Below are 15,667 nucleotides of genomic sequence, written 5' to 3'. Positions count from 1 at the left end.
TGTTTATCCTGTTATATATGATTCTTAGTTTTGTTCAACTATTTGTGCCAGTTTCTTCCATGACTTTTCACTCTGGTATTTGTTTTTTGCACCGCGTGGTACAATGATACGACATGCATTGTTGGCGATGCCCTTGAAAGTGCTGTTTGTGATGTTTGGTGGCAGGGGAGAACCAACAGCTATCTCATAGAGTGCTGAGCATTTGGCAAATGCATTTCCGCCGATTTTCTTGATTGCTGCGGGGAGTTCCAATCGGGTGAGTGCACTACAGTCGCGAAACGCTGCATTGCCAATTGTCGTGCATGCTGCCGGAATGATGATGTCGGAAAGGGAAACACATTTCTCAAAGGCATTATCACCAATACTTCCTACAGCGATGGGTAGGGTAATGTTTGGCAATGTAAGGCATTCTTCAAAGGTGTTGTCACCAATACTCTTGATCGATACTGGTAATACGATGTTGCGAAGTGAACGACAGTAGCGGAAAAGCTCGTCTTCTAACTTTTCAACAAACCCTTGGATGGTAACGCTATCAAGTGTGTTGCAGTTTTTAAAGGTTGCACTACCTAATTGCTTAGTAAATTTGGGTATGTAAAGTGTTTTTAGGCTAGTGCAATTCTCAAAGGCATGGTCATAGATTCGTGCCAGTGATTCCGGCATGTCTATCCTTTCTAACGAACGGCAGTCGTAGAATGCGCGAGTACCTATGGCTTTAACGGTGTTGGGTGTACAGAACGCTTTCAGATTAGTGCATCCTGAGAACGTTTCGGAGCCGATAGCCTGTAGATTTCCGCTCATTGTTATGTTTGTTAGGTTGCTGCAATTTTGAAAAGCAGCATTGCCAATACGTGATACAGTTCCAATTTCTACGAAAGTTAACTTGGAACACCCTTTAAATGTTTCACTGCCAATTCGTGCTACAGTAACGATAGTTATACTGTCAAGATTGACACAGTTCTCAAACGCATTATTGCCAATTTCTGAAATAGCATCAGACAGCTTGATTGATGTCATACTGGTGCAATTAAGGAATGCGTCATTGCCTACGGCCGTTACTGTTTGAGGTAGTTCTACTTTATCAAGATGTTCACAACCTGTAAAGGTGTTGTCGTTGATACGTTTGATCTCGGTGTCCTGAAGATTGATACTTTCCAGTGTCTTACAGTTATTAAATGCAAAGGCATCAATTTGAGTGGTAGTCTCAGGAAGATAAACCTCACTGAGCTTTACACAACCGTCGAAAGCATGATTCTTAATGCTTTTTAATTGATCAGAGAGTGTTAGTTTTTCCAAACTGATGCAATTGGTGAATGCGTAGTCGCCGATGATTTCGGTGTTTCCCGACATAACTACTTCTTTCAATTTGATGCAACCACTAAAGCAACTGCGACCGATCTCTGTCAGGTTGGTGGGTAGGATGATGCGCTCAAGTGTCTTACAATTCAGAAACATGGATGCAGGTAGTACATTAGCACGTGTGCGAACAATACCTTTACTTTCCTTAATGTCGACTTCTGAAAGATCGAGTGATGTTAGAATTTGGTCTGTTGTTTTCTTTGCTTTCGTTCTATTGGTAAGTGCCTGAATGATTTTAAAGTCGTTCGCATTTAGTGGACCACATATTTTTAAGTCTGTCATGGTATAGCGGATGCTGTCAGGCAGTTGCGTTCCTAACTGACCTTCTGCCTCTACGGTAACTGTTAAGTGCTGTGCCGCCATGGAAATGGGGAGCATAGCAAATAAGGCGGAGGTAATAAACCATCTTACAGTTCCCTTTGTGTGACGAACGTTTCTCATATCATTCATGATTATCTGTTATATCCTCATAGTTGTCATTTCGCGGTTTCCAACGAACTTCGTTTTGTACGGTGGTAGCTGCGATAGTCGTCCAACTCTATTTCAACATTTGGTTCTTCTAATACTCCCTCGTGGGGTAGGTGGAATTTAATGTATTTTATGTTCAGACCACGAGCTAACCACATGGTCTCGTAATAAGTTTGAATAGATGCTGCCTCAGAATAGACTTGGTCTTCTTGCTTATAGAGATCGTTTGTCTTGAGTTCTACTGGTAATTGGTTGTGATCCACCATATAGTTGGTGTAGGTGAAAAGAAAATTGGAATCGGATTTTAGATGGATGATTCCATTGTCTTTCAAGAATCGGCGGTAGCGTTCCATAAAAAAGGTACTTGAAAGACGCTTCCGTGGATTCTTCATCTGTGGATCACTGAAGGTGAGCCATATCTCTTGTACTTCGTTGGGAGCGAAGAATCGGTCGATAATCTCAATGTTGGTACGCAGGAATGCAACGTTTTTTAGTCCTTCTTGCAGTGCCAGTGTGGCTCCAGTCCACATTCGTGCACCTTTGATGTCGACGCCGATAAAATTCATATGTGGATAGCGCTTGGCTAATCCTACGGTATATTCACCTTTTCCACATCCTAATTCCAGAACAATTGGATTGTTGTTCTTGAAATATTGTTCGTTCCAATGACCGCGCATGTCAAACGGGACGTCGCTCACTACCGAAAACGGATACTGAAAGACATTCTCATATGTTTCCATGTCGGCAAATTTGGCCAGTTTTCCTTTGCTCATCTTTTCTGTTTTTCCTATATAGATATGCAAAAGTACGAAAATTATTCGAGATGCCCAAATATTTTTTCTTGAATTACTTTGAAAATGATATTAGAAAAAGCGCGTTGCTATAGAATACAACGCGCTTTTTTTGATATTGAGTTTTTTGTGTTTATCTTGAAGCTAAACCGATAATAGCACCAAAGAATGCGAGTAGTATAATGATGCCAATAAATGAAATCACCAAACCGGCAATAGCAAGGCCACGTGGCTTTTTGAAGATGCCAATGAAGGAGAATAATGCTCCAAGGAACCACACGACGAAGTCTATAACGGGTATCCAGCAGACTAAGAATGCAATTAAGGAAAGGACGAATCCTGCAGTTCCTAGTCCGTTAGAGTGAGATCCCTTGTTTTCTACGATTACTGTCGTCGTAGTGCTTGTTTGATTAGTGTTGTTGAACTGTTGTTGTGGCTGTTGTGCTTGTTGGTCTGGTTGCTGAATAGGACTTTTTCCTGTTGGTTTTCCGCAAGCAGGGCAGAATGCACTACCAGGTTCAATTTCGGCTCCGCAATGTTTGCAAAAAGCTTTCTTTGGCTGCTCCTGATTTGGAGTTTCATTCACTTGTGCAGTTTCGTTCAATTCGTTGTTCTCGGTCATAGTAGTATTCTTTGATGCTCTCAATGCTGCCCATTTGAGAAATATTGGTTGTTAATGGTTTCTTGACATACGAATAAAAGAACGGGGCAACAGTATCTATGGAGAAATAGAATACGCTCTTCCTTCAATATGTGTCCTTGCCGTTTTTTTGTGTTAGGTTATTATGTTGACTTGGACGGGACAAAGATAGTATATAAATTTTTAATATGCAAATGTTTTTTGAAAAATATGTATCTTTTGGTAATGAATTGAAGTTTTATATGCCAAAATAGTTTCGAATTATAATCCAAAATACTGTAATAATGCTTAATCCGTATATAAGAAAGTTGCTCTCAATGACTTTTTTAATGGTCTTTTGAATCTTTCCTCTGAAAACCAAACGCTCGAAAAGTAGAAGGGATGTATATGGGATGAGGATTGCTAAAAGATAGTTATAACTTATAGCTTCTTTAAAACGTCCATGCATGAAGGCATGAAGAAATCTTTGCAGGCCGCATCCAGGACAACTCCATCCTGTATGTTGTTTGAAAAGACATTTGGGAGCAAAAGGGGTGTCAGTTGGATTAAAAAAGTATAACAGCACCAATATGATAGTTGATGCTGTTATACCCAGTATGATTAATGCAATTTTTTTGCTAACCATTACACTTTAGTGCTGCAAAAGTTGTAATGCATGTGCATAATATCCAAATCCATTGGCGATAATACTTACGATAGTGATGATGATTCCGATGGCCAATAGAACGGAACAGATGATGTTGAGCGTCTTGACTTGCTCAGATTTTTTCTTTGCCAACATAATTCCAGTCTCGCCAGCCAAGTAGTACTTGCTTACATCGTTAGAGAAAATGAAAGCAATGATTGACAAGATGAGGCTGATGACACCTGTGCATGAGCAACAGAAAACGATTGATACGATGAGGTTTACTAACGACCATGTCTTATAGTCGTTTGGTTGCTGTTCGGAAATGTTTCCTTGATAATTGTATTCCATTTCTTTTTGGGTATTAATTATGATTAATCAATCACTACTGACGTCCAACCATGTTTGTCTTCAATCTCGCCATACTGGATGCCGCGAAGGGTGTCGTAGAGCTTCTTTGATACGGGACCAGGTTGGTCGCCAAATGAATAACGCTTGCCTGTGTCAAGGTCGTCAATATATGAAATTGGCGAAATAACAGCTGCTGTTCCGCAAGCGCCTGCTTCCTCGAAGGTTTCGAGCTCATCTTCAGGAATCTGACGACGCTCAACCTTCATTCCCAAGTCTTCGGCAACCTGCATCAATGAACGGTTGGTGATTGAGGGGAGGATAGAGGTTGACTTTGGTGTGACGTATGTGTTGTTCTTAATGCCAAAGAAGTTGGCGGCACCACACTCGTCCATGTATTTCTTCTCTTTGGCATCTAGATAGAACTCGCAAGCATAGCCTTTTTCGTGTGCAAGATTGTTGGCAAAAAGGCTCGCAGCATAGTTTCCACCAACTTTATATTTGCCAGTACCAAGAGGAGCACTGCGGTCATAGTCGCGGATGATTACATAAGGATTAGTTGAGAAGCCTCCCTTAAAGTATGGACCTACGGGAGTGACGAAAATCATAAACAGATATTCCTTAGCGGGGTGAACGCCAACCTGCGCACTGGTACCAATGAGTAACGGACGGATATACAATGTTGCACCGCTCTCGTAAGTGGGAATCCATTCCTGATTAAGGCGAACAACCTTGTTAACCATCTCTGTAAACAACTCTGTGGGAACCTCTGGCATCATGATGCCACGGCAAGTACTCTGCAATCGCTCGGCATTGTCTTTTACACGGAATGTGCGTACCTTGCCGTCTTTACAGCGATAGGCTTTTAAACCCTCGAATGCTTCCTGTCCATAGTGCAGGCAGGTGGCAGCCATGTGTAACTTAAGATACTCGTCAGAACATACTTCTATCTCGCCCCATTTTCCATCGCGATAGTAGCAGCGGACATTGTAATCGGTCGGTCTATAGCCGAAGGAGAGATTTTTCCAATCTAATTCTTTCATTTTCTTTATTGTATCTGTTGTTTGATAATGCTCGGCAAAGATAAACAAATTTCTGCTATCTCACAAGTTTTTCTATCGATTTTCTAAAATTTTCTTGATTTCAGTGTCACTTCTGTCAAGTTTCTCTTTGCATTTGCTGATAAGTTGTTGTGCCAACGTCAGTTTTTCTGCCAACTCGTCAATACTGTAGTCGCCAGCTTCCATCTTTTGGACGATGTCCTCCAGTTGTTTCAATGATTCTTCGTAGGTCATTTTGCTATAGAGATGATTATGCCTTGTTCTAGGCGGGTTTCTATTTCTGTTCCGGGTTTAATCTCGGCTGCGTTCTTTATGACGCGCCCTTGGCGTGTAGTTATGCTGTAACCACGTTTTAGAAGCAGGGTGGGGTCTAATGCTTTAGCGCGTTGTTGCAACAATTGTAATTGGTGTCGCTGCTTTTCGAACGTAAGTGTAAGGGCCGATTGTATGCGTGTTGATAGGGTATCGATACGTGCTTCTTGGCGAGTCCTGACTAGCGAGAAAAGAGCTGGTATGCGATCAGCCAATCGGGTAACTTTTAAGTGCTCGGCCTCCATTCTGGAGGTAATGTATCGTATCATGCGTTCTTGACAATTGTCTATTCGTTGAACGGTGGTGTCAATGCTGCCAATAAGGAACTGTGCGGCAGCAGTTGGTGTTTTGACACGCTGATGGCTCACCATGTCGAGTATAGACTCATCGCGATCATGTCCAATGCCTGTAATGATTGGTAAGGGAAACTGTGCTACGTTCTCGGCTAAGGTGAGTGTGTCAAACCCTGAAAGATCGGCCGTGGCGCCACCCCCACGAATAATCACAACACAGTCATAATTTTCTATCTCATTGTAGATGCTGTTTAGAGCATCTATAATACTGTGCTCCACTTGTTCGCCTTGCATTATGGCAGGGTAGAGACGCGTCTGAAAATGGTAGGACGAGTCGGCTAACTGGTTAACAAAGTCGCCATAGCCCGCGGCAGTCTCACTTGATATGACTGCGATGTTGAGGCAGAAAGGTGATAGCTTGAGTTCTTTTTGTAGATCAAATACTCCTTGGCTTTTTAACTGCTGGATAATCTCGAGTTTTCGCCTGGCCAAATCGCCTAAGGTATATGTTGGGTCTATATCGGTTACAATCCATGAAAAACCATAAGTTTCGTGGAATTGTGGATATACCTTCAGACGCGTTTTTAGCCCTGCGTGTAGCGCTTGTCCTGCAGTCTTCTCAAAATAAGGGCCAAGCATGGCCCATGAGCTTTGCCAACATTTGGCTTGTGCTCTCGCTATAGGGGTGTTGCTTTGCTCGTCTTTTTGAATGAGTTCCATGTAGCAATGTCCCCTGTTGATTCTGCATTCTGCCAGTTCGGCTTCGACCCAATACTCCTCGTTTAGGGTCTGATCAATCGTTTGGCGAACCAGAGAGTTTAGCTCATAGAGACTAAAGGTGGCCTTTCTCATTGTTTTTGTTGTGAGGTGTATGCTTTCCAAAAATCGGGTATACCATATCCGAATATGTTGGTTGGCTCATGATACTGACTGGCATTTTCGCGTACTAACTCGATGATCTCGTGCGCAGTCTTGTTCGGAAGTGCCTGCCAAAGGCATGCTACTAAACCAGAAACTATGGGCGTTGAAAACGATGTGCCCATGTCGTGAACTAATGTGCCTCGACCGGAGATAAGTGCCGCAGGAGCACCTTGGGCCATTACATCTGGTTTTACGCGACCATCTTGTGATGGACCAATACTTGAAAATGATGCTAATCGCTGTTCTCTGTCTACGGCTCCAACAGTGATAATGTCAGTTGCGTCGGCAGGAACGCCAATCTTTTTCCATGGACCCATGCCTGAATTGCCAGCAGAGTTGCATAGAACCATGCCTTTATTTGCTAACATAGATGCTTCACGTGAGATGAAAGCTGTTTGCCCGTTCAGGTCTTGTAGTCGATAGTTTCCAAGACCTCCGTCAAAGGCATAGTAGCCCAACGACGAACTGATGATATCTGCGCCAACAGAATCGGCCGTCTCTACAGCCATGCCCCATAAATCTTCTTCAACAGGCTGCTCAATCTGCTCTGCTTCACTGCGCAGAAGCCAATAGTCGGCATCGGGTGCTGTTCCGATGTGTACTTCAGGCGCATTAGCAGCCAAAGCAGAGAGTACCTTTGTTCCGTGGTCAATAACATGGAAAGGGCCACGTTCTTTATCTTTTACAATCTCGTCTATGCGACTGGGGACGAAGTTGAAAGTTCCTTTGATATGCGTGCTTTTGAAAGCCGGAATACGGTCGTAGTTCTGAAAACCTCCGTCAATAACTGCAATAGATATCCCACGGCCAGTACAGTCTAACTCGTGTAATCTGATGCCATTCAACATTTCAATCTGATTGCGTGCCATGCCGTATGGGTCGTTTTTTACAGAGTCCCAGCGGTTAAACTCCTGGTGGACATTCCATCTTACATCACCGGGGCTGTCGATAGAGTCTGGTGCGATGAACACGCAGGTGGCTTTGCGTACAATGTCCAGATGACCGAGCTTGTTAAGAATTGCTGAGTCGTTTGATTGGACGAGGACTGTGTTCTGCCATTTGCTGGTGCCAACTACTTGTGCGCCCCTTACGTTAAACTGTTTGATGTATAATTGACAAACTGGTAGGTCAGTAGAATCGATGGGCAACCCTTGGCGCTGTCTACGCTCTATGCTTTTTTCTGATAAAAATAGTTGGGGGGCGTTGAGTGAATAGCTTGTTGCCGCTTTATCGCATAGGTTGTATCGGTATATATAACATTTGCCGCCAGGAAAATGGTGCTTGGCGGCATCTGTGGTAATACTCGTGATGAGCAACACTAGTAATATGATTGTGCGATTCATCAGATCCGAAGTTGTTTATCGGGCACAAAAGTACGAATAATTATTGAAAAAGCCAAACTTTGGTAGCTTTAAAATTTGGCAATGTCGGAAAAATGGTTTACCTTTGCAAATTGAAATATGGATAATAGACAGAAAGCTTTAGAACTTGGGCAAAAGCCTGTTGGACAGTTGCTTTGGCAATATGCATTGCCGGCTATGGTGGCTATGGTTGCCAGTTCTCTCTATAATATTATTGACCGCTCGGTAATTGGCCAGGTGGTGGGTCCAGAGGCTATCGCTGGTTTAGGCATCACTTTTCCTTTTATGAACCTAAGTGCTGCTTTTGGAGCAGCCGTAGGTGTTGGCGCGTCAACCTGTATCAGTGTAAAATTGGGTCAGCGTGATTATGGTACAGCACAGCATCTTTTAGGCAATACCATTACCCTCAATGTTATTGTCGGCTTTCTTTTTATGCTGGTTAGCTTGGTCTTTCTTGATTCGATTCTGACTTTCTTTGGAGCCTCGGAAGCGACTCTTCCTTATGCCCGTGAGTTTATGCAGGTGATATTGCTAGGTAATATGGTTACCCATATGTATTTTGGCATGAATGCAGTCTTACGTGCTGCTGGAAAGCCACGCCATGCTATGTATGCCACATTGTTTACTGTTGGTTGTAATATTGTGCTGGTGATGACTTTTGTCTGGTGGTTCCGTTGGGGAATCCGTGGTGCGGCACTTGCTACAGTTTTGTCGCAGTCGCTTGCTCTTTGCTGGCAGATGTGGATACTGAGTAATAAACGTGAGCTATTACATTTGAAACGCGGAATCTACCGGCTGAAGACCGATTTGGTTCGTAATATTGTCGCCATTGGTATATCTCCATTCTTGATGCAAACCACTTCGTGCATCATTGTTATTTTCATGAATAACCAGTTCGTAAGCTATGGTGGCGATATGGCTGTAGGAGCGTATTCGATAGCCAACTCCATGGTTATGGTGTTCTTTATGTTCGTAATGGGAGTTACTCAAGGCATGCAGCCAATAGTGGGCTATAACTATGGCGCGCAGAAATACGATCGAATGATGCGATGTGTGTGGATGTCTATTGCTGTTGCAACGTCTATTCTGCTTTTTGGTTGGTCTGTTTCTATGCTTTTCCCACGTCAAATTGCGGGGATTTTTACTTCCGACCCCGTACTGCTTGATATGTCAGCGCGTGGTGTCAAGTTGGCAATGCTGGTATTCTTTGTGGTTGGTTCGCAGGCCGTCATTACAAACTTCTTCCAGTGTATAGGTAAGGTTAAGATTAGTATTTTCCTCTCTTTGTCTCGACAGCTAATACTTTTGTTGCCGATGGCATATCTGTTCCCTTTGCAATGGGGGCTTGATGGTGTGTGGTATTCTATGCCTGCCAGTGATTTCTTGGCTTTTGCATTCACCATTCCCATATTGTTGTGGCATATAAGAAAATTTAAGTCTTATGGACAAACATATCATCATTAACGTCGGTCGTCAGGTTTGTGCTGGTGGACTGGAAATCGGAAAGCTGCTAGCCAATGAATTTCAGGCCAAATATTATGACCGGGAGCTGCTGAACTTAGCTGCTAAGGAAAGCGGCTTTTCGGAAGAGTTCTTTAAACAAAGTGATGAACGTAAGGGCTTCTTTCGTTCTTTTCTCCATCTTCCTTACCTCAATAATTGGGGCGGTGGCAGTAATTTCTATCAGAACAATTTCTCGCAGGAGAACTTGTTTAAGTTCCAGAGTGATGCTATCATTAAGGCTGCCCAAGAGGGTTCGTGTGTGTTCGTTGGTCGTTGTGCCGATTATGTATTGCGTGATTTTCCCAATGTTGTTAATGTGTTTATTACTGCTCCCATAGAATCTCGTGCCCAACTCTTTATGAAGGAAAAAGATGTGACGTATGAGGAAGCAATTAGGCGAATACAACATGTGGAAAGCCGACGAGCATCCTATTATAATTACTACACTGGCAAACAATGGGGGCACGCCGCCAGTTATGACTTTTGCATTGACTCTGCTGCTATAGGCTCCCAGGAAACGGCTCGTCTTATTGCAGAATTTGTGAGAAAGAAACTAAAACTATAAATTTCTAAAGAGACTTCTAACCTTGAAAAGAATTGGCATTATCAGCGATACTCATAGCTATTGGGACCCTAAGTATCTACATTACTTTGAGCCCTGTGATGAAATATGGCATGCAGGCGATATTGGTAACTTAGAGGTGGCTGAACGGTTAGCTGAATTTCGTCCGCTTCGTGCTGTATGTGGCAATTGTGATGGAGGGGACCTCCGTCTGATGTATCGGGAGTTGAACAGATTCAAATGTGAGGATGTAGATGTGCTGATAAAACACATTGGAGGCTATCCAGGAAAATACGACCCGTCCGTTATCCGTACGCTCTATACTAATCCTCCTCAATTATTTATTGCAGGCCATTCTCATATTCTGAAGGTGAAATATGATGCGACCTTGAAGATGCTTCACATCAATCCTGGGGCAGCTGGCTTGCAGGGATGGCATAAAGAGCGTACTATAGTACGTCTTACGATAGATGGTTCTGCGTTTAAGGATGCGGAGGTTATAACTTTAGAAGACCCACGTAGAAAATGAAAGAATATATTGTAGATTTCGTTACGGGCACAATAGTAGCTGCTGTTCTTACGTTATTGTCATATATCGTAGGATTCGATAAAACGTGGGATGAGGCTGCTCAGACCTATGGCGTTTGCTTTGTTATCTATATAGCATTAACGCTGTTTAGTAAACTGAAAAATAGAAATAAGTAACATCATAAAAATGAAGAACATTGTTATTACCGGTGGTGCAGGCTTTATTGGAAGTCATGTGGTGCGCCTTTTCGTGAACAAGTATCCAGACTACCATATCATTAATCTGGATAAGTTGACCTATGCAGGTAATCTGGCAAATCTCAAGGATATTGAGAATAAGCCCAACTATGAATTTGTGAAGATGGACATCTGCGACTTCGATGCCTTCTACAAGTTGATGCAGGACAAGAAGGTGGATGGTATCATTCATCTGGCGGCAGAGAGTCATGTGGACCGTTCTATTAAGGATCCGTTTACCTTTGCCAAGACAAATGTCATGGGTACCTTGTCACTGCTTCAGGCTGCCAAACTCTATTGGGAGAGTCTGCCAGAGAAGTATGAAGGTAAGCGCTTCTACCACATCTCTACTGATGAGGTGTATGGTGCACTTGAACTCACACATCCAGAGGGTATAGAGCCTCCATTCACAACAACGGCTTCTTCAGCAGAGCATCATCTGGCTTATGGCGATAAGTTCTTCTTGGAGACAACGAAGTATAATCCTCACTCTCCTTATAGTGCGTCAAAGGCTTCGAGTGATCACTTTGTACGTGCTTTCCATGATACTTATGGGATGCCGGTGGTGGTAACCAACTGCTCTAACAACTATGGTCCTTATCAGTTCCCAGAGAAACTGATACCTCTTTTTATTAATAATATCCGCCATCGTAAGCCCCTGCCTGTTTATGGTAAGGGTGAAAACGTGCGTGACTGGCTTTATGTGGTAGATCATGCACGTGCCATCGATTTGATTTTCCATAAGGGAAAGATTGCCGATACCTATAATATTGGTGGTTTCAACGAGTGGAAGAACATCGATATCATCAAGGTGCTTATCAATACTGTTGACCGTCTCCTTGGTCGTAAAGAAGGCGAGGATATGGATCTCATTACATATGTTACCGACCGTGCTGGACATGACCTGCGTTATGCCATCGACAGTTCAAAACTCCAGAAGGAACTCGGTTGGGAACCATCACTTCAGTTTGAAGAAGGAATTGAGAAAACAGTTCGTTGGTATCTTGACAATCAGGAATGGTTGGATAATGTGACTAGTGGAGACTATCAGAAGTATTACGATAACATGTACGCTAACAGATGAAAAAGATTTTGCTATTAGGCTCAGGAGAACTGGGTAAGGAGTTTGTTATTGCCGCTATGCGGGCAGGTCAGTATGTTATTGCCTGTGATCGTTATGATAATGCCCCTGCCATGCAGGTGGCCGATGAGCGTGAAGTCTTTTCTATGCTCGACGGTGATGCGTTGGAGGCTGTGGTGAAAAAACATCAGCCCGATATCATCGTGCCCGAGATTGAGGCTATTCGTACAGAGCGTCTGTTTAAATTTGAGGAACAGGGCATTCAGGTCGTACCTTCGGCTCGCGCTGTCAATTTCACCATGAATCGTCGTGCCATTCGCGACCTTGCTGCTAAGGAGCTCGGTCTGCGTACAGCCAAATACTTCTATGCAAAGACCTTCGAAGAATTTAAGGCAGCTGCCGATGAGATTGGCTTCCCTTGTGTAGTCAAGCCGCTGATGTCGTCTTCTGGTCATGGTCAGAGTTATGTTCATAACGACGATGAGTTAGAGCAGGCCTTTAAGGAGGCTATGGAAGGCTCGCGTGGTGATGTGAAGGAGGTGATTATTGAAGAGTTTATTGACTTTGACTCTGAGTTCACCCTTCTCACCGTCACTCAGAAGAATGGCTGGCCCACACTGTTCTGTCCTCCCATTGGACATGTGCAAAAGGCTGGTGACTATCGTGAGTCTTGGCAACCTTATAAGATTAGTGACGAGGCGTTGAAGAAGGCCCAGTATATGGCGGACCAGGTGACCAAGGCGCTGACTGGTGCAGGTATCTGGGGTGTTGAGTTTTTCCTGACCAAGCAGGGCGAGGTCATCTTCTCTGAGTTGTCTCCCCGTCCGCATGACACTGGTATGGTGACCTTGGGACATACTACTAATCTCAGTGAGTTTGAACTGCATTTCCGTGCTGTGATGGGGTTGCCTATTCCTGCTATTCATCTGGAGCATGCTGGTGCGTCGGCAGTAATTCTCTCGCCTAAAGAGGCGTCGGCACCTGTTAATCGTTCTCTGCTCGATTATAATCTGGAGGAGGCTCTGAAGGAGGATCGCACCCGCATTCGTATTTTTGGTAAGCCAGAAGCTCATAAGGGGCGTCGTATGGGTGTCGTCCTCTGCTATGGTGAGGTGGGTGATGATGTCAATGCTCTTCGAGATAAGGCCAAGCGCTTGGCGAAAACTGTCCTTGGCACTGATCCGTATACTAAATTCGAACATTAAAAGATGGATAGGGCCAAGATAATTGACCTGCCTAAGATTGTCGATCCTCGTGGCAATTTGACAGTAGCTGAGCAGTTGAAGAATATTCCATTCGATATTGCTCGTGTCTATTGGACTTACGATGTCCCATCGGGTGAGCGTCGTGGTGGTCATGCTCATCGCACTTGCGAGGAGATTATCATAGCAGTAAGTGGATCGTTTGATGTGGAGGTCTATGACGGTGAGGTGCGTCAAACTTTTCATCTGAATCATCCGTATCAGGGACTCTATGTAGGAACTAATGTGTGGCGTACGTTGGAGGATTTCTCAAGTGGCGCTGTTTGTCTGGTGCTGGCATCTGAACTCTTTGATGAGGATGAATATATCTACGACTACGATGAGTTCCTGAAACTGACAGCAAAGTAATGTTTACGATTGTTAGATATACTCCAGCCCATCACGATGTGTGGAACCATTATGTGGAAAAGTCGCGTAATGCCACCTTCTTGTTCTATCGTGAATATATGGACTATCATAGTGACCGTTTCTTTGATCACTCATTATTGTTTTATATTGGCAATCATCTACACTCAGTTCTTCCTGCTCATGAGGTAGGGGATATTTTCTGTTCTCATCGTGGTTTGACCTATGGTGGGTTGTTGATGGATGAAGATGTAACCACCGCTGATGTGCTAGTACTTTTTGAGGAGCTTAATACCTATCTACGTCAGAGTGGATTTAAGAAAGTGCTCTATCGTGCTATCCCTTGGGTCTATCACCGACTGCCATCAGAGGAAGACCTCTATGCCATCTTCTGGAAATGTGGTGCTCGATTGCAACAGCGTATGTCTGGCACGGTCATCTTCCTGGATGCCAATCTGCGTTGGCGAAAAGATCATCGTCGCCGTCTAAAACAGGCTCAGGTGGCAGGCGTTAGGGTGGAACGTGATGCCAATTTGGCAGAATTCTGGCCTGTTCTTAATGATAATCTTCAAAAGAAATTTCAGGCACAGTCTGTGCATACACTTCAAGAGATAGAACTTCTGAAGTCGCGCTTCCCCGATAAGATTATTCAGTATAATGCTTATTTGGACGATAAGGTGATAGGGGGCATCACGTTCTATGTGATGGGACATGTCCTTCACGGACAGTATAGCGGCACAACGGATGAAGGGAAACGTTTGGGTGCTATGGAGGCAATTTACGATCAAGTGATGTATCGTGATTATCGTCACATGCGCTATTTGGACTTTGGAACCTCTAATGAGCAGGGAGGACTTATTCTCAACGAGGGACTTATCGCTCATAAGGAGGGTTATGGTGGTCGTACTGTGATGTACGATACTTACGAATGGATACTTTAATTTTAAACAGATAATTATGGATTACGAAGAAATGAACTATCAATCTTTTTCGCGCGATAGACAACTTGAAGCCTCGTATGCTTTTCCTGCATTGATGCGGAAAACATATCTTTGGATGTCAATGGCGCTGGTTATTACAGGACTTACGGCATATGTTGTGGCAACCAATGCAGCCATCAGTAATTTTCTCTTTATGCATTCGCAACTCATCTGGATACTCTTCCTTGCTGAGATTGGACTCGTTATCGGATTGAGTGCTGCCATTAGGAAGATTTCTTTGTCGGCTGCTACACTCATGTTCGTTGCTTATGCTGCATTGAATGGCGTCACCTTCTCGTCGTTATTCTATGTTTATACAATGGGGAGCCTGGCTTCTACATTCTTCATCACAGCAGGCACTTTCGGTGCCATGTCGCTTGTTGGCTTCTTTACCAAGGCAGATCTTTCGTCTATGGGAAAAATTCTTCTGATGGCGCTTATAGGCTTGATTATTGCTTCTGTGGTTAACATATTTGTAGCTAGTTCAGGTCTTGAAGTACTAATGACCTATCTTGGCGTACTTATCTTTGTGGGATTGACGGCATATGATACTCAGAAAATCAAACAAATGTTTTTGATGGCTCCTGATGCAAGTGAAGCTACACAAAAATATGCCGTCTTAGGTGCACTTACCCTTTATCTTGATTTCATAAATCTGTTCCTCTACCTATTGAGGATTTTTGGAAGAAGAGAATAAATAAGTATTATATAATAAGGTGTATGACTGCAAGTTTGTCAATAAAGACGAAAACTTGCAGTCTTTTTATTAAAAAAACATGGGAAATGTTTGGTGATTCGAGAAAAAGCCGTACCTTTGCATCCGCTTTCGCCTCAAAACTTGGGGCAAGCGAATAAAGAAAGAGTTCTTTGAAAGATTTACATAGACAGAAGTAGTACAAGAAGCGAGCACTTAATTTTTTTAGGTGCTTGGGTAATTGAAACAAACCGTTTAATTCTTGAATACTGGATAGTCATTCTGAGTACAGATTATAT

General features: G+C 43.4%; 17 protein-coding genes. 8 read left to right on the top strand and 9 right to left on the bottom strand.

Features of this window, described 5'->3' with window-relative positions:
* Positions 1-24: 24 nt before the first annotated feature.
* The 9 genes from M1D30_RS09060 to M1D30_RS09025 all read right to left on the bottom strand — a co-directional run bounded on the left by M1D30_RS09060 (position 25) and on the right by M1D30_RS09025 (position 8,158).
* Positions 25-1,806 carry a leucine-rich repeat domain-containing protein gene (locus M1D30_RS09060; protein ID WP_248503204.1) on the bottom strand — a complete coding sequence of 594 codons (1,782 nt, stop codon included), beginning with the start codon at positions 1,804-1,806 and terminating at the stop codon, positions 25-27.
* Between the two features lie 26 nt (positions 1,807-1,832).
* Positions 1,833-2,597 (bottom strand): tRNA (guanosine(46)-N7)-methyltransferase TrmB, encoded by a 765-nt coding sequence (trmB, locus tag M1D30_RS09055; RefSeq protein ID WP_248503202.1) that lies wholly within the window; start codon positions 2,595-2,597, stop codon positions 1,833-1,835.
* A gap of 151 nt (positions 2,598-2,748) precedes the next feature.
* The gene (locus M1D30_RS09050; RefSeq protein ID WP_248503200.1) at positions 2,749-3,237 is read right to left on the bottom strand and encodes a zinc ribbon domain-containing protein; all 489 of its coding nucleotides are present in this window, start codon (positions 3,235-3,237) and stop codon (positions 2,749-2,751) included.
* A 256-nt stretch (positions 3,238-3,493) separates the two neighbouring features.
* Complete coding sequence (locus M1D30_RS13815) at positions 3,494-3,880, bottom strand: DUF2752 domain-containing protein (RefSeq protein WP_371874066.1); 387 nt, start codon at positions 3,878-3,880, stop codon at positions 3,494-3,496.
* Positions 3,881-3,886: 6 nt separating this feature from the next.
* Entirely contained in the window at positions 3,887-4,231 is a 345-nt protein-coding gene (locus M1D30_RS09045; protein WP_248503198.1) for a CD225/dispanin family protein, read from the bottom strand.
* Between the two features lie 23 nt (positions 4,232-4,254).
* Positions 4,255-5,313, bottom strand: coding sequence for a branched-chain amino acid aminotransferase (locus M1D30_RS09040; protein WP_256466184.1), 1,059 nt, complete (start codon positions 5,311-5,313; stop codon positions 4,255-4,257).
* 30 nt (positions 5,314-5,343) lie between these two features.
* Complete coding sequence (gene xseB, locus M1D30_RS09035; RefSeq protein WP_248503194.1) at positions 5,344-5,523, bottom strand: exodeoxyribonuclease VII small subunit; 180 nt, start codon at positions 5,521-5,523, stop codon at positions 5,344-5,346.
* The gene (gene xseA / locus M1D30_RS09030; RefSeq protein WP_248503192.1) at positions 5,520-6,746 is read right to left on the bottom strand and encodes an exodeoxyribonuclease VII large subunit; all 1,227 of its coding nucleotides are present in this window, start codon (positions 6,744-6,746) and stop codon (positions 5,520-5,522) included. Before xseA ends, xseB begins: the two co-directional genes overlap by 4 nt.
* A complete protein-coding gene (locus M1D30_RS09025) occupies positions 6,743-8,158 on the bottom strand; it encodes a S8 family serine peptidase (protein WP_248503185.1) in 1,416 nt (471 codons plus the stop codon). The genes xseA and M1D30_RS09025 overlap by 4 nt, the downstream gene beginning before the upstream one ends.
* A gap of 117 nt (positions 8,159-8,275) precedes the next feature.
* Between M1D30_RS09025 and M1D30_RS09020 the strand changes: the two genes are divergently transcribed.
* The 8 genes from M1D30_RS09020 (at position 8,276) to M1D30_RS08985 (ending at position 15,371) form a co-directional block, all read left to right on the top strand.
* Positions 8,276-9,640: an MATE family efflux transporter gene (locus M1D30_RS09020; RefSeq protein WP_248503184.1), complete on the top strand. Its 1,365-nt coding sequence runs from the start codon at positions 8,276-8,278 to the stop codon at positions 9,638-9,640.
* Positions 9,618-10,244 (top strand): AAA family ATPase, encoded by a 627-nt coding sequence (locus M1D30_RS09015; protein ID WP_248503182.1) that lies wholly within the window; start codon positions 9,618-9,620, stop codon positions 10,242-10,244. The genes M1D30_RS09020 and M1D30_RS09015 overlap by 23 nt, the downstream gene beginning before the upstream one ends.
* 22 nt (positions 10,245-10,266) lie before the next feature.
* Entirely contained in the window at positions 10,267-10,770 is a 504-nt protein-coding gene (locus M1D30_RS09010; RefSeq protein ID WP_248503181.1) for a metallophosphoesterase, read from the top strand.
* Between the two features lie 186 nt (positions 10,771-10,956).
* Complete coding sequence (rfbB, locus tag M1D30_RS09005; protein WP_248503179.1) at positions 10,957-12,090, top strand: dTDP-glucose 4,6-dehydratase; 1,134 nt, start codon at positions 10,957-10,959, stop codon at positions 12,088-12,090.
* Positions 12,087-13,292 carry a formate-dependent phosphoribosylglycinamide formyltransferase gene (gene purT, locus M1D30_RS09000; protein WP_248503178.1) on the top strand — a complete coding sequence of 402 codons (1,206 nt, stop codon included), beginning with the start codon at positions 12,087-12,089 and terminating at the stop codon, positions 13,290-13,292. The genes rfbB and purT overlap by 4 nt, the downstream gene beginning before the upstream one ends.
* 3 nt (positions 13,293-13,295) lie before the next feature.
* Positions 13,296-13,697 (top strand): FdtA/QdtA family cupin domain-containing protein, encoded by a 402-nt coding sequence (locus tag M1D30_RS08995; protein ID WP_248503176.1) that lies wholly within the window; start codon positions 13,296-13,298, stop codon positions 13,695-13,697.
* On the top strand, positions 13,697-14,635 hold the full coding sequence (locus M1D30_RS08990; protein ID WP_248503174.1) for a GNAT family N-acetyltransferase: 939 nt from the start codon (positions 13,697-13,699) through the stop codon (positions 14,633-14,635). The genes M1D30_RS08995 and M1D30_RS08990 overlap by 1 nt, the downstream gene beginning before the upstream one ends.
* 16 nt (positions 14,636-14,651) lie before the next feature.
* Positions 14,652-15,371 carry a Bax inhibitor-1/YccA family protein gene (locus M1D30_RS08985; protein WP_248503172.1) on the top strand — a complete coding sequence of 240 codons (720 nt, stop codon included), beginning with the start codon at positions 14,652-14,654 and terminating at the stop codon, positions 15,369-15,371.
* Positions 15,372-15,667 lie beyond the last annotated feature (296 nt).

The organism is Prevotella sp. E15-22 (assembly GCF_023204875.1).
In the GTDB taxonomy this organism is placed as follows: domain Bacteria; phylum Bacteroidota; class Bacteroidia; order Bacteroidales; family Bacteroidaceae; genus Prevotella.
The sequence above is the reverse complement of the archived record's forward strand: the minus strand, read 5'-3'. Positions and strand labels throughout refer to the sequence as shown.

What these genes read in the sequence shown, in the direction of transcription:
- M1D30_RS09060 (WP_248503204.1), bottom strand. Translation starts at nt 1,806, where the DNA reads ATGAATGATATGAGAAACGTTCGTCACACAAAGGGAACTGTAAGATGG.
- trmB (WP_248503202.1), bottom strand. Translation starts at nt 2,597, where the DNA reads ATGAGCAAAGGAAAACTGGCCAAATTTGCCGACATGGAAACATATGAG.
- M1D30_RS09050 (WP_248503200.1), bottom strand. Translation starts at nt 3,237, where the DNA reads ATGACCGAGAACAACGAATTGAACGAAACTGCACAAGTGAATGAAACT.
- M1D30_RS13815 (WP_371874066.1), bottom strand. Translation starts at nt 3,880, where the DNA reads ATGGTTAGCAAAAAAATTGCATTAATCATACTGGGTATAACAGCATCA.
- M1D30_RS09045 (WP_248503198.1), bottom strand. Translation starts at nt 4,231, where the DNA reads ATGGAATACAATTATCAAGGAAACATTTCCGAACAGCAACCAAACGAC.
- xseB (WP_248503194.1), bottom strand. Translation starts at nt 5,523, where the DNA reads ATGACCTACGAAGAATCATTGAAACAACTGGAGGACATCGTCCAAAAG.
- xseA (WP_248503192.1), bottom strand. Translation starts at nt 6,746, where the DNA reads ATGAGAAAGGCCACCTTTAGTCTCTATGAGCTAAACTCTCTGGTTCGC.
- M1D30_RS09025 (WP_248503185.1), bottom strand. Translation starts at nt 8,158, where the DNA reads ATGAATCGCACAATCATATTACTAGTGTTGCTCATCACGAGTATTACC.
- M1D30_RS09020 (WP_248503184.1), top strand. Translation starts at nt 8,276, where the DNA reads ATGGATAATAGACAGAAAGCTTTAGAACTTGGGCAAAAGCCTGTTGGA.
- M1D30_RS09015 (WP_248503182.1), top strand. Translation starts at nt 9,618, where the DNA reads ATGGACAAACATATCATCATTAACGTCGGTCGTCAGGTTTGTGCTGGT.
- rfbB (WP_248503179.1), top strand. Translation starts at nt 10,957, where the DNA reads ATGAAGAACATTGTTATTACCGGTGGTGCAGGCTTTATTGGAAGTCAT.
- purT (WP_248503178.1), top strand. Translation starts at nt 12,087, where the DNA reads ATGAAAAAGATTTTGCTATTAGGCTCAGGAGAACTGGGTAAGGAGTTT.
- M1D30_RS08995 (WP_248503176.1), top strand. Translation starts at nt 13,296, where the DNA reads ATGGATAGGGCCAAGATAATTGACCTGCCTAAGATTGTCGATCCTCGT.
- M1D30_RS08990 (WP_248503174.1), top strand. Translation starts at nt 13,697, where the DNA reads ATGTTTACGATTGTTAGATATACTCCAGCCCATCACGATGTGTGGAAC.
- M1D30_RS08985 (WP_248503172.1), top strand. Translation starts at nt 14,652, where the DNA reads ATGGATTACGAAGAAATGAACTATCAATCTTTTTCGCGCGATAGACAA.